Annotated in this window: 12 protein-coding genes; all 12 read left to right on the top strand. The window is 52.5% G+C overall.

What is annotated here, in order from left to right; all coding sequences use genetic code 11:
- Positions 1 to 300 precede the first annotated feature (300 nt).
- Positions 301 to 1,245 carry a ParA family protein gene (locus tag RSQ48_RS09000; protein ID WP_415301701.1) on the top strand — a complete coding sequence of 315 codons (945 nt, stop codon included), beginning with the start codon at positions 301 to 303 and terminating at the stop codon, positions 1,243 to 1,245.
- 62 nt (positions 1,246 to 1,307) lie between these two features.
- The gene (locus RSQ48_RS08995; RefSeq protein WP_415301700.1) at positions 1,308 to 2,987 is read left to right on the top strand and encodes a ParB family protein; all 1,680 of its coding nucleotides are present in this window, start codon (positions 1,308 to 1,310) and stop codon (positions 2,985 to 2,987) included.
- Positions 2,984 to 3,589 carry an STY4526/YPO1902 family pathogenicity island replication protein gene (locus RSQ48_RS08990; protein WP_415301699.1) on the top strand — a complete coding sequence of 202 codons (606 nt, stop codon included), beginning with the start codon at positions 2,984 to 2,986 and terminating at the stop codon, positions 3,587 to 3,589. Before RSQ48_RS08995 ends, RSQ48_RS08990 begins: the two co-directional genes overlap by 4 nt.
- Positions 3,590 to 3,595: 6 nt before the next feature.
- Positions 3,596 to 4,192: a hypothetical protein gene (locus RSQ48_RS08985; RefSeq protein WP_415301698.1), complete on the top strand. Its 597-nt coding sequence runs from the start codon at positions 3,596 to 3,598 to the stop codon at positions 4,190 to 4,192.
- Between the two features lie 7 nt (positions 4,193 to 4,199).
- On the top strand, positions 4,200 to 5,834 hold the full coding sequence (locus RSQ48_RS08980; RefSeq protein WP_415301697.1) for a hypothetical protein: 1,635 nt from the start codon (positions 4,200 to 4,202) through the stop codon (positions 5,832 to 5,834).
- 220 nt (positions 5,835 to 6,054) lie between these two features.
- Positions 6,055 to 6,444, top strand: coding sequence for a hypothetical protein (locus RSQ48_RS08975; protein WP_415301696.1), 390 nt, complete (start codon positions 6,055 to 6,057; stop codon positions 6,442 to 6,444).
- 47 nt (positions 6,445 to 6,491) lie between these two features.
- Positions 6,492 to 7,610: a PFL_4669 family integrating conjugative element protein gene (locus RSQ48_RS08970; RefSeq protein WP_415301695.1), complete on the top strand. Its 1,119-nt coding sequence runs from the start codon at positions 6,492 to 6,494 to the stop codon at positions 7,608 to 7,610.
- Between the two features lie 592 nt (positions 7,611 to 8,202).
- The gene (locus RSQ48_RS08965) at positions 8,203 to 8,640 is read left to right on the top strand and encodes a single-stranded DNA-binding protein (protein ID WP_086060003.1); all 438 of its coding nucleotides are present in this window, start codon (positions 8,203 to 8,205) and stop codon (positions 8,638 to 8,640) included.
- A 61-nt stretch (positions 8,641 to 8,701) separates the two neighbouring features.
- Positions 8,702 to 9,154 (top strand): hypothetical protein, encoded by a 453-nt coding sequence (locus RSQ48_RS08960; RefSeq protein WP_415301694.1) that lies wholly within the window; start codon positions 8,702 to 8,704, stop codon positions 9,152 to 9,154.
- Positions 9,155 to 9,342: 188 nt separating this feature from the next.
- Positions 9,343 to 9,522, top strand: a complete 180-nt coding sequence (locus RSQ48_RS08955; RefSeq protein ID WP_415301693.1) for a hypothetical protein — start codon at positions 9,343 to 9,345, stop codon at positions 9,520 to 9,522.
- A gap of 570 nt (positions 9,523 to 10,092) precedes the next feature.
- On the top strand, positions 10,093 to 10,539 hold the full coding sequence (locus tag RSQ48_RS08950) for a helicase-related protein (RefSeq protein WP_415301692.1): 447 nt from the start codon (positions 10,093 to 10,095) through the stop codon (positions 10,537 to 10,539).
- Positions 10,540 to 10,703: 164 nt separating this feature from the next.
- Positions 10,704 to 14,009, top strand: coding sequence for an STY4851/ECs_5259 family protein (locus tag RSQ48_RS08945; protein WP_094196762.1), 3,306 nt, complete (start codon positions 10,704 to 10,706; stop codon positions 14,007 to 14,009).
- Position 14,010: the final 1 nt, after the last annotated feature.

Raw genomic sequence — 14,010 nt, 5'->3', positions numbered from 1 at the left:
TAAGGGAACTGAAAGCGCGCATTGCCCAGGATTGGGTGTAGACCTTATGGGTGCAGGTGGCCGGTGCACCGAAGCAACGACAGGCGGCCGGATTTTGACTGTATTGAATGCTTTTTTGCTTGAAAATCAGTTGCTTGAAGGTCCCGCAAGATTGCTGTGTGGGACAAATAAAGACCTCTTGTTTAGTTCGCTGGCAATTATCGCATAATGTCGCTTTATGTTAAGTCCACCTGTTTATTAGTATTTTTTATACAGTAATTTAAGCAGAAAACTCGTTGCTTTTTCAACGAGGTTTTTAAAATGCTTACGTTCACAACTGTTGCCACTAAAGGTGGTGTTGGTAAAACCACTTTAACTGCCAATTTAGGTGGATTGCTTGCTGATTTCGGATATCGCGTTCTTTTAATTGATGCGGATATTCAGCCATCTCTGACTCGCTATTACAAACTGGCTCATCAAGCCCCTTATGGCTTAACGCAAATGGTGATGTCAGGAGCACTCACCACGGACTGCATTAGTCACGTCGAATTTCCACCTGTCGAATTCGAGGGTGACCGTTCAAGTTTGAACGTGCAGGGCGGCTTCTTGCATATCGTGTGTTCTGACACTCAGCGTGACGACAGCCCCCTTCAAATCTGGTTGTCTAATCAGCTTGATCGCCTGGTACGTATTCGGATGGCCCTCAGTAACCCGGATATCCGTGCTCAGTACGACGTTTGCATCATCGATACCCAAGGGGCAGTGGGCCACTTACAAGACGCCGCCGTCAATGCAGCGGATGTGCTTCTCGCACCTGTAGCCCCCGATGTTCTGTCGGCCCGTGAGTTTGTTGACGGTACGATCAAACTGGTCGCCCGTCACGAGTCTGCCTCCAACCTTGGCTACAAAGTGCCCGCCATCCAGTGCGTGATTAACCGTAGCGAGAACACGGTCGATAGCCGCACCATGTCCAGCCTAATCCGCAATCAGTTCATTGAAATGAGCGGGCGTGTGAACGTGCTGGCCACCCAGATTCCCCAAGCGGTCGCCTACAAAAAAGCGGCTACCGCCCAAGTCCCTGCTCACTGGATTGATCCGGTCAGAGCGGGCGATCACATGCACAGTTTGCTGTGGGAATTGATCCCCAACCTGAGCAACAAATTCACTCCGAATCATCGCAATGAGCTAGCTCCTGCGCTCGCTGCATTGCATGTCCCTATCTCCGCGTCAGACGAGCCAGACAGCCCGCTCACGACTAACTCGTAGAGCGCGCCATGTCTAAAACTCCGGAATTGCTGACCGCCAGTCAGCGTGCCGCGCAGTTGCGCATGAACGCTGAGTTGAGCTCAAAATTAAGAGAGACCAGTCCCGTGTCCTCAAAAAAATCGAATTACGAAGACATCGCCAAACGTTCCCTGATGGGCACGCCGCCACCGCTGAACGCCATGGGTGCGATGACGCCCATGGATGTGGTGGACGGCAGTATTTCAAATTTGGCGGTTACCGATATTGATCGGTACGAATTTGACCCGCGTACCGAAATCAACCCACTCTATGACGAGATCAAGGCGTCGATTCGGGCCAACGGCATCTTGAACCATATCAGCGTTACCAGGCGTCCTGGTCAGCCGCGTTATATGGTCTACGGTGGCGGGAATACACGGCTGCGTATTGCGAAAGAGCTGTACGAAGAGGGCGACCAACGCTTTGCACGCCTGACAGTCATCGTCAAAGTCTGGAAGGGGGATGCGCCGACTATTGCGGCGCACTTGGCGGAAAACGAGCAGCGTGGCGAGATTTCGTTCTGGGAGAAAGCTCAGGGAGTGCTGTCGTTTAAGGAGCATTTCGAGAAAGAATCGGGCAAATCGCTTTCAACCACGGAATTGAACCGGGAGTTGCGCCAGGCCAGCGGCCTGAATTTCGGCATGAGCATGCTGCAAAACTTCCTTTTTGCGGTTGAGTATCTGACCCCGATCGGGCGCTGGCTACAAACGCGCGATGTCAACCTGCTATTGAAACCGCAGATCTCGCAGTGGCTAAAACTAGCTGACAAGTTCAGCCAGCAAGCAGTCGCTGAAACAGCGCTACAGACAATCTTGCACAAGTACGCCGCTGTGATGAGCCAACAATCTGTCACGGCAGATCAGAGTGCTCAGCAGGTTTTAGACGTCTCGCAGTTGCTTGATGAGGTCAACGCAGCCATCGCTGAAACTTTGGGTGTGACCCCTGAGAAACTGCTGGCCATGGCCCAAGCCTTGGAGGCGAATCCGCGATTGGAGGTTGAGACCCTGAGGCTGATCGAAGCCACTCCTATGGCGCCAGTGGACCCCAAGCCGTTAGCAATTCAACCACCTACTCAGCCTCCACTCGGTCGAATGTTGGCCAGTGTGCCTACGCCTAAGAGTAAGCCCGACAGTTCTGGCGGTGCCTTTTTGCCAGCTTCCCCATCGGTCTCCCAGAACGTGGTCTTGAGCGGAGAGGGGGAAGGGTTCGATCCACAGCCGATATTTACGGTGTTAGGCGAGTTTCAGAGCCTGATCGACATGTCGGATGTGCTTTTTAAAAGCGATCAGCCACACCACATCTTTGGCTTTTACCTGGACTTTCCTTCACAAGGTATTGGGTATGTCGATGGGATTGAGCTGGAACCAGAATTGGTCATTTACCGCAGAGCCCTGTGGAAAATCCTGGTCAGTCTCACCGGTCAGCTTGATCGTCGATTTACGCAGTTCATCCCACACGAAGCCGATGGCTTCACCATTGCTTGGAAACAGCTTTGGGAGCAGGGCGAGGAACAGTTTCAGGAAGGAGCGCAGGAGTTACTGGGCGAGGCATTTGACCATGTCTCGCTCCAAAGCGTGAGCCTGGTATTGCGGCATGAGCAATTGGGGCCGTTGGTCACACGTCTGCTCTCAGAAATGGAACGGGTTCGGACCCGTTACCCAGAGCGTCAACTGGACGGCTTTGTGTCCTTGTTCATGCCGGATGTGACGGAGGAGATTTCATGAATAAGATTCCCATTCAATGTCCTGTTCTACGGCGCATGTTGCTGGCCCACATTATTGAGCAAATCGATGGCGGGTACATGGACTCTCTACTGCGTGCGGGCTACTCACCCGAGTTTCTCGATGATTTGCGTTACCGAACCACTCGGGACATCACGAATCTGGCCAACTCTCCGCAGGAAATGTGGTTCTCACTGTCTGAACAAGTCATCAGCAAGGGACTACATCTGCTCGATATGCGGCGTGAGCACGCCAAGTTACGCGAATACTTTGTGATTCATGGCGCTTCGCGTCGGATGGTGTGTGCGTATTTCAAGCTGTCCCACGAGGAGTACCGGGACTTGCGCGCACAGCTCAGGCCGGGAGGGGAGCCTGGCGGCCGTACGGCCCTGCCTCCGGTCGCTGTGCGTGATGCCATCCATCGAGCCTGGTTCGATATTCAGCAATCGATGTCTGAGCAACCCTGCCGAGACCGAGTCTACGCCTTACACCAACAGTTTCCTGAGCTGCGAATCAGTGTCCTCCAGCAAACCATTGTCGAGTTTGCTGAAGATGATGAGCTTGGTTTGGAAATAAAGCCGACGACGCCACCACTGCAAGGATAAAGCCACATGGACGAAATTATGACTATGCCAATCACTTCTACAACTGCGCCGCATCCGTCGACTCTGCCTCCGTCAAAGCGTGCTTGTGATGGCCAGACACAGGGCGGGTGGGCCTTGCCGTCCTCTCATGCCGATGGCTCCCAGAACAGTAAAGACGCGCCAAAGGAAGACTTTTTAGCGCAAGCGGCGCTGTTGAATTTGATGGGGCAAACGCCAATCAGCTTCCATCGCCTATATGTCGATATCACGGGCAATGTCATCACGGGATTATGGCTTTCGTCTGTGCTGGAACGGGTTGCTCAAGCAATGCCCGAGGAGTTCCAGGAGGATGATTATGTGTTTCGCCTATCGGCGACTCAATGTCATCAGGTCACCGGAATTACTGCCTCTCAGCAGCGGACATGCCGACGCGACTTGATTGCTCTGGGCATGTTAAGTGAACAGTCGGGGCCAGGACGTGTGCCGGAATACCGCTTGCATCTGAATGTTGTTGCGGATGCCATTCTCCAAGCATCCGCTTCATTGGCTAACTCGCTCGAAGAGGTTCATCAACAACAAGGCTCATCGTCGTCACAACCCGTTCTTTCCAAGCGATACGGATGAGATGGCTATGGGTGCCGCATTAAACACCGATACAACAACGGCGTCTCTAATTGATGAGGCTATGCAGTTGCTCACCAGCCAAGGGTTTGTACAGTACTACCCGAACCTGGCTGAAACGCTGGGCAATTTCAAAGCTGCTTTGTTTTTGGGGCACGCACTCTATTGGGCTCGGCATACTGCCGTTCACTATAAAAATCGTGATGGCTGGTTCTTTCTGACAGCAAAACAGTGTACGCAAGCAACGGGATTGAGTACCCGAGAGCAGGAGAGCGCTCGTCTCTTACTTGTTCAACATTCGCTGATTCAGGAAAAGCTGGCTGGTAGACCGGCCAAGCTCCATTACCGTATCAACCTGGATCGTCTCGCTTCTTGCCTGGGGATCTCGGTTGTTGATCAGAAAGCAAACTGGGCGCAGCTCGCCCCATTGCTGAAACGCTACGTGAGCTTTTATCGGCCCTTGGCGGATATCGCGGGCAATGTGGCCTCTGGCTTGTACCTCTCGTATCTGCTGATTCAGCAACGGCATGTTCTCACTTACAGCCGAAGCATCGAGGGTGAATTTACGCTGTCTCAACAGGCGATTCGTAACGCTCTATGCTTGACCAGCAAAACACAACGCAATGCCCGTGATCGCCTGAAACAGATGGGTCTACTCCAGGAAGCCGGCAATCGCATACGCATTAACCTGCTGGCTTTATGTCCTTTGTTGCACGGTCAGGAGCAGTACCCCCTCAAGTCTGAATCTATCGATCAACCACTCATTGCTGATGCACCGAAACTGACATCGGTATCCAAACCTGTTCCTTTGAATGGGCAGAAGCCTGCGCCATCACGATCAAGCAAATTATTTGGAGCTGGCACACAGTCACAAAGGCCGCTGTTTGATTTGGATACTGCTGGCGCAGCACGGGCCAACGCAACTGTCCAGCACGCGCTGCGTGACCCTGCCAGTATGAATCCTGGACGTCTCTTTGCTCAGACCCCAGTGAGTCCTGGGGCAGCTTGTGGACAACTCACAAAAACAAGCGACCTCACAACTTGCCCAGTTGCCCAAAACGCGAAACTTGATGCCCAAACCGCAAAACTAACTTGCCCAAAACGCGAAACTAAGCTGCCCAAAACGCGAAACAATAATACAACAATATCTCTTCAAACAACTACAAGACCCGCCATCACCACGGCGCCCGCGGGGGATAAGTCCAAGGCACTGGCCGAGATAGAGGGGTGTCGTCGTGATGATTTGAATGTTCAAAACGACGAGGTTGATATCACTTTGCCCAGCGTGCTTGGCAAGCAATGGCATGAGGCTGTGCGCAAGGTGCTGTCCATTGCCAAGCCAGAGCATCGTCAGAGTTTGCTTGATGAGTTGGAAGGCCAGTTGCGCAATCCAGGCAAGCACATCGCAAATCCTCCTGGCTACTTGCATTCGCTGCGTGTCGGCTTGGAATCCGGTCGTGTGCAACTGGCATATACGCAAAGCATTGCGAGCCAGCGTGAACAAAATCGACATGCTCAAGACGCCGTCCAAGAGCACATCAAGGCTCTCAATACAAACCTGACGACAACTCTGCCTCCAATGACGAAAGAGGAGGCCTTTGCTCAGTTGCGCCAGCAGGTGCAGACCATGAGGAAGCTGCCATGACGGCCTGGTTTACCCGTGCTTCATTCAGTAACGCGTATTGCGTTAATCCCCAACGGTTGGGAGGTAGCGCATTTTGCGTCAATGCCCAACGGTTAAGAGGTAGCCCGTTTTGGGTCACCTCCCACCCGGTGGGGGGTAGCCCGTTTTGGGCCACCGCCCAACGGTTGGGAAGTAGCCCGATTTGGGCTACTCAAGAGCACAGACTTAGGAGACCGTATTAATGACTAACGAACAATTGTTTATCCATCTTCTGCATAGGCTACAGAAATATAGCGATGCCCTGGTTCTTCATGTACTGCTACAAGACCACGGAGATGAGCGCCGAGTTCGGACGTCCGCTACCAAGATGGCTTTGGACTCATTGCGAGGTCAGATTAACCGCCGTCAAGTTCAACGTGCCTTCGAGCGGTTGGAATCCATGGGGCTTATTAACGTGATGCCTCAGCCCAATTACCGCACCTTGGTCATAGTCAACAGTGACGCCTTGTTGGAATTTCTCAATCAAGACCCTTTGAGCGGCATGTTGCCTGGGCTCCGTGCCAATACGTTCCCGTTTCTGGATGCTGTCAACGCAACACCGCTGGCAGATTTCAAGGGGTCGACAATCTGATGATGTCCGTCACCTCCTATTCATTTTCCTCTTCTCAGTGACTACCTATGCCTACTTCTACAGATAAGCAGCCACGACTCAGTTCCAGCGACAAGCCCGCTGTCGTTCCCGCACCCAAGTCTCTTATTGGGTTCTCGACGGAGGAGAGTTCACCTTTCGCCGATGGATATTCGATCACCGGCGAAGAAGCCTTGTTGGCCACGTTTATGGCAGGGCCGATGCGTGAGGATGATCCACTTTATGAGCGGTATATCGAACTGGAAGATCGTAAAGATCAACTGGCACGTATGCAGGCCAAGTTCCAGACGCGCAAGGGTTCGGACCCTGACGTCAAACCAGCCGAGTTCTTCGCTATGGATGACTTGGGCTCTCTGGTCGATTCGGAAGACGATCTGATGACCCTGCATACCAAGGAGGCATTCAGGCTGTTTATGGGGCGTGTTCGTGAGCCTGGCTCGGATGTGGCCCCTATCGTAGGTGGTCGTCGTGTCGCCAGTTCTTTGCGCAGCTTATGGCTGTTGACGGGTAATGACAATCCCTACGCTGACTGGTCTTTGCTGCGTCATGAGCAATCCATGGAAGAATTGAATGAGCGGCTGCAAGAGGAGATCAAGACCGCCGAGACTTTGCTGTCCAGCCAGCAGCAACGTGGGTTGAGCTATTCCGTGTTGAAGTCCGCTCAACCGCAGTCTTTACAACTGGGGTTCCGATCCCCCTACGGATACAGCATCAGCCGCTTGATTGTTGATTACGACTACTTCATCCGTTTGCAAAAGACGCTGGGTCGCAAGACGCTCTTAAGCGATCAGCAAATGCGCCGCTCGATCACAGAAATGACTCGCTTTATCCGTCGCGTATTCAATGAGGTCGCCAGGTTCTCACGTTGGCTCATGCAGCCAGACATCAATGCGCTGTCCCGACTGGACTTCATTACGGAACATGCTTCAGAAGAGGGTAAGCAGCGTGTGGAATTCGTGCGCGAAGTATTCGGCATGGTGCCTGCCGACGTCTTTACCGCCAAGCTGCAACCACGACATTCTCGGCGTCGGTACACATTAACTGAGAAGGAAAGGAGCCTGTTGCAGTCAGTCGGTGTGCAACTGGCTGAAGCTGAAGCACAGCGCGAAGCCAATCAGTTTCAAGATGCCGATTCAGATTTGGTGTGAAGAAAGGGATTTGTGAGGAAAGGGCGAAAGGATGACGAAGCGAACTCGAAGTCTACGTGTCAATGTGGTTGAGTGGGCAAGGAAGACCTTGGAGAACGAGACGTGTCAGAGCGTGATTGACACAAAGCCCTTTACGGGTAGGGGCACTGCCCAGTCGCTGCGCCACCATCTCATGCAAGTTGACCAAGTTGAAGCAGATATGGTCGCTCTCTGTGCTGCCACAAAGAAAGTGGCTGGCTATTCCATGTATCTGGCTGAGCACCGTCGTAAAGCGGACGGCTATATGGCGCTGCGTTGGCGAGAGATTGGCACAAGAAAGCATCTGTCATGGGAAGAGGCGCACTCAAGATATGCGGTCCTACCGACCGTGCTGCGGCAGTGGTACGAACACGCCAATGCCCAAGCTCAAGAGTTCAATTCACAACACCTCAAATTGCGCGGACTCGTACGTGAGCTGAAGTTACTGAGTCAGCAACGCAAAGTTCCCACTTTTGCTAGGCCAATTCCGAGTCGAAGTGGGGCGTGATCCAGTTAATGCAGGGCAATCCGACCATATGGTCAAGTCGTTTGTTTTTCACCGAAAGGAGTTGATATGCAGAACTTGTTTATTGGTAAGGGCAACCTGGGCGACTCACCCACCTTGAAACGTATTCCTCGTAAGAACAATTCGGGCGAAGAGTTTAGTGTGTGCAGTATGCGTGTGTACTTTGGGCGTTATGGGGTGGACCAGGCCACCGGCGAAGTTGGGCAGATTGGGGGCTTCTGGCGCGAGGTTGAGATCTACGGCAGCAAGGCCGAGGCGTGCGCACAGTTTTTGCGCAAGGGAGCTCGCGTGCTGGTCATTGGTGAGGAGCGGGATTTCTTTGCCAAAGATGAGACCACGAATGCCGAGGTACAGGTGATCAAGATCGTCGCTGAGGATGTGGCCCTGCAGCTCACACGCATTGAATCGATCACCTACAAGCAAGCAAACCGGCCTGCGGCAGCTCGTGATCAAGATGTGCCGTCGGATGAGGATGTTCCAGCGTAATTAACAAGATAGGGGGCAATGTTCATAGATATGGAGGTGTTATGAAAGTAAGGTGCTGCCGTTGAATATTGTCCCAATCTCGCTTAAGGCCCCTGAGTTACTTATTCAAGCTGTTTTTGATGGGCGCAGGCTTGGGCTACAACTGTTCAATATTTCAGGAATGGCGACCCGGTTATCCAAAGCTGGAGCATGGTGGTGTCCGGGGCGGAGGATGTGGGTATTGGAGCAGGGCAGTGCAGAACATGCCCAGGCGTGGTTGCAGGCGCTCTATCTGCGTGAGCATGTTGATTTTGACGGGGCGGCTGCGCTATTAAAAGCGGTTATAAGGGCCACGAGCCTGATTACTTTACCCAACTGCTTGACGTTCAAGTTTTTGAGCTGGCCAGAGGCGAGCTCAACCATGGCCAACATGCCGTTAGCTTTTCCTATGATGGGTTGTGCGTTCGTGCAATGCGGGCGCTACAGGGGAGATTTCATAAGTCCGCTGCGGCGTGGCAAGTACGCGGTGACGTAGCTTACATCCAGCAGGTGCTCCGTGACCTGGCAGGAGTGGCGGCTGAGTTTTCGTTCGTGCATGAGTAGCCTGTCGTACTCGAAGAGCTGGTATCACCGAATGCTGATGAATCTTCCATCCAGGTGCCTGCCGCGACCCCTGAGCAAGGGGAAAGCGGCCCCGCCCAAGATGTGGATGGAACGGGCTTTTTGTCTGCCGACCTAGAGCAAAGCAACGCGGTCGACATTGACGATGCTGTGCTGGCTGCGATCGCTGTGGGCGCAGGTTTACGGGACTATCAAGTCGATGGTGTCCGTCACCTGGCCGGTCAAACTGGTGCGTGCTTGGGCGATGATATGGGCCGGGTAAGACACGTCAGACTGTTGTAGGTGCTCGTCTAGCTGTGGGGCAGAGTAGAGTGCTTATTGTCTGCCCCGCCTCTTTGTGTATCAACTGGGAACGCGAGATCCACGCAGTGTATCCCGATGCTGTAGTCGGCTTTGCATGGGATGATCGAATCTCGACGTTATACGGCTGTTAATGGAGCATTTCAAATTATGAACGTCTGGGTGGCTTTGTTCGTGAAGTCGGGTTGGCGTTTGGGATCACTCGCTGGGTCGTATGGAGCTCAAGGAGTTCAGGAATACCTTTACGAGTTCGCGAGAACGCCGTGCTGCTTTAGCCCGCGCTTTGGCTGGTTGGATGTTGCGCAGACGCAAGGATGTACTTGACCTGGGCGCTACAACACATTCTGTGCGCTATATCTCGCCCAGCGAAGATCTTACGGCATACAAGGCGATTTATGACGACGTGAGCCTGTGATGGTCATGCCTAAAATCACCAAGCTGCGTCAGTGCCTGGAGACGCTCAAGGCGCCGTTTTTGATCGAAACTATGGAAGGTCTGCAGGCTTAAGAGAAGATCATCATCTTTTGCGAGTACAGGAGCATAGTCAATGCTATGCATGACGCCTGTGCGGCAGCGGGCATCAAGGCAGTGCGTCTGTTCGGCGCTGACTTGGGCACTGAGCGGCAAAAGGCTCTCGACACGGTCCAAGATGATCCCGAGGTCAGGGGATTTATCGGTAGCACCGTGGCGACAGGCGTTGGGACCACTCTCATTGCCGCCACTTATGTGACCTTTGCTTCTATGCCCTGGACCCCGGTGCTCATGGGTCAAGCTGAGGATAGGACATACCGGCTGGGCCAACAGCGCGACGTAGTGATTATCGTGCCGCTAATACCCGGCACAATTGATGAGGTTGTATGGAAAATTCTGGAGGGTAAGCGGGAGACAGAAATTGATGTCACGGAGGCCGTAACAACACTGCAAACAAATGATGCCGTAGTGCTAACGAATACCTCCCTAAAGAGGCGGGTGTCCGGTGAGCCGTGCTGGAATTGGTAGAAATTAACTGTTTTGGTGGGTTTGAACGGCTATACCGTGTAATGGCTTAGACTTGATCTGATAGACGATTGCTGATTAAGTCATATAGTTTTAGTACAGTCGATTTTCGGCCAAGTGGCCAGCGAGTTCTTTAGGATTTACTGAATATCAGAAGGGCTTTCTTGATGCTTATAAAAAAATCGCCAAATTTAACCAACCCGCTGAAAGCCTGGCTCAGCGAACTACTGTTTAGTCGTGAGCTTTTCAGAGGCCCAAATGGCAACCCTCTCTATACCTATCAGATATCCGAGGAAGAATATAAATCGCTTCTCGAACTACTAAAACAAGAATTCAAAAAAAGAAGCAACTCCTTGCATGCCATGTATATGGGGGCCTGCTTTTGTCTTTTCGTCAGTGAGCAATATCGCCGGAACTACAACGGCTCCTGGTCCTGGTCTGGGGCTGAAGAGGAACTGGAGATTTTGTTAACTCCGCAGCAGCGTGCAACGCTGACCAACGAGGGGCTTGCTTATTGGAAGAGGCCGATACGTGTCCGGGGCAATGGTCGAGACTTACTAGGTTCGTTATTCACAGAGGGGGGCCTGCCTTGGCCTCTAGTGAAAAGTGAGTCGCATGGTTTCGGGAGGGCAATACGACGAGGCATTAAGCATTACTACCGGACAGAGAGTAACCGGAAAACTACGGCTGACTTGATCGCCGATTTCGAAGAGGGTTTACCCGCAGCTTTTCGCAACTTAGAGACACGTCGGATACTGGCAGGCACCGTTGACCAACTTATGTATCTGGTTGAAAAATACCCCCTTAAGGATCAGCAGGATCCTGCCAGCTATCTCGATGAGAATGCTCAAGACTGGACGAATGCATTTCCAATCCCACTCGATGAAACCAATGCTCGTACGCTACTAAATGACTGGCTCCGGGATGCAGGTCAGAAACGTCAGGAACGTAAAGAGGCACTCGAGAAAGCTAGGGGATTTACTTGTGAGCACTTTCTGCATGGCACGCTACCCCATTGGTCAATACGAACCGACCTATTTCTACCCTCTGCAGCAACCTTTGCGATAGATCCGACGAGTCTAGGTAGCACGCGCCTCGAATTGCTCTATTACGAAGGCCAGCGGCTGCTTGCCCGCGGTGCTACTGTTTATGGCCAGTTTACATCGGAGGGCTTCAGGGTTCGCTTTGCCAACCCCCAGGTAACTGTGGAACGGTACGCACCAGACGAGCCGCTTAGCTTGCGCCTCATGGAGAATGGACGCACGGTACATTGTTTGTTTTTCGATGGTAGTGCGCTCGATTTCAGAGAGGCCCCCCTGGTATTTGAGAACCGCTCTGAGCGGTGGCAACTTGTTGCCAGCTCCAGCTGTTCCGTGGGATCTGGGTTGGCTCGGCTTCGTATTCCCCAAGACTTTTCCATCGCCAGTGATAGCGTAACCCCAGTGATCTTAGCCCAGGATGCGGAGAATGGTCACTGGCTGGAGACGCGATCGGATCTGTCTCTCAACAACGGTGCTGCACACTACCTGATCGAACTGAATAAGGACGCTGAAAACGAGTGTAAGCCCACGCTGAATGGCGTTTATGCACTCTATGAAAGCTCTCCCTCGATCGTCTTTCTCGGTTGGCCAGACCTTGAGCTGCCCGAGGGCTATCCCTATCCTCGCCATGAGTTACGCGAGTTTATCAACGGTCAGTTGCTCGACCGTCAACGTTATAGCAGTTATGGTCTTGTCCGTTATAGCCTGCGCAACCGCTCAGGAAGCACGCTGCTGCAGCGCAGATTCGGTGTTTTGCCTAAGGGATTCAGCCTTTCCATGTCGCCAAGCTTTGAACAGGAGCCTGCACGCATCCTGTCTAAAGGAACGGGATTGCTTGATCTACAGGTGGTTAGCGATAGCCTTAGAGTGGAGCGATCCGAACATGCGCTGCAGCTACACTACGGAGGCGAACGCCCCCCAACGACCTTTATACTGGAAGCTAGTCAGGGCCTGCCTCCGGTCCAGTTGCGTCTACCTTACCCCTACCAGGGGGCTCATCTTCTGGACCATAATGGAAATCCATCGCGGGCTTGCGAGCTGACCCTAGCTGACCTGATCGGGTACCGTATCGCTTTAATCTCTGGTCTTGCCCAAGGGCAGACCTTTCATATAGAACTGGAGCTCATGAGTTTGGAACAGCCTCATCCGAAACGCTCCTTTCGTATCTGGGTGGGCTCAACGCCTGTCACACTAAATTTGTTCAGCTACCTAGGCGACATGCAAAACATGCTCGGTGCAGTTGACGAGCAAGATGCATATATCAAATTTTCCATAGGTACTGAACAGCCACTACTAGGGCTAGAAATACGCCGCTATGGCGGGCAACTCCAATGGGAGCGGCAATTTACGTTTTATATTGGGAGTACCTCCAATGCGACGATGCTGGATGGCGTTCAGGCCGAGGCAATGTTACTCTCCGACCCAAAGTGTACGCCGCTTCAGTTGGTCGAAAAAAATAGCGAGGGGGTAGGGACTGGTTACTTCGAAATTCCACAAAAAATGCAATCTCAGGGACCATGGTTGATCTATCCGAGCACGCACTCGAGCGTCCATTTTCGTCCTAGCCTCTATATGGCGCAGAATAACAGCCTCGATTATCAATTAGAAGTGTGTTCGCTACATCGCGCAGCTGAACTTTTCCATCCTCAACATAATCCGCATGTTATCGAGAAGCAGATCGCTGCTATGGCAACAGACTTCGATCACAGTGGTTGGCAGTATCTGGCTGACTTGAAACAGCATTATCATCACCTGCCATTATCGTCCTTCGAAACTTGGAAAGCCCTGTCGCGAAATCATACCGCACTGAGCTTCGCGGTATTGCGTCTAGAAATGGATGAATCGTTCTGCACACGTATCAGTGACGAGCTTGCTGTCGTATGGGAAACCGTCCCGCTTTCGTTATGGGTGCAGGCTTATCGGCTGTTCGATAACAACATGCGCCTGACTGGTCTTCCTGACGCATTAGTAAACAGTCTTGTCTCCAATAGAGCTAGCGTGCTGCGCTGTATGGTTTCTGGATTCGACTACCTAGGGGACTATCTGAGCACTGGCCATCGCGACTCGTTGAGGAGTATTCCACCTGAAAGAGTTTTACCAATCTGGTATCAGGATCTGCGACACCTGCACGAGTCCAGTTGGAGTTGGCCTACCATAATTGGTAAGGAGCTTTCCAGTTGGGTGGACCAGCAGGGGCTGGAGCCTTTGGTGAAAGCTCTTTCGCTGGATGAGTTCACTGATGCCGTGACTTATCTGCCGATTTTTATGGCCTACGTTACGGCAGGAAAAGCTAGTCTCACCGACCTTCCTGTTACACCGACTTATCTGAAATTTGCTATTCGACAGATTTCTGATTTTGATCGCCATGGCTGGTTTATGCCAGCGCACGCACTGATGGTGTCTTATCTGCTCGCCTCTGAGGATGAGGTATAAG

Source organism: Alcaligenes sp. SJTW-7, from assembly GCF_047716895.1.
Classification (GTDB): Bacteria; Pseudomonadota; Gammaproteobacteria; order Burkholderiales; family Burkholderiaceae_B; genus Alcaligenes; species Alcaligenes ammonioxydans.
The sequence above is the reverse complement of the archived record's forward strand: the minus strand, read 5'-3'. Positions and strand labels throughout refer to the sequence as shown.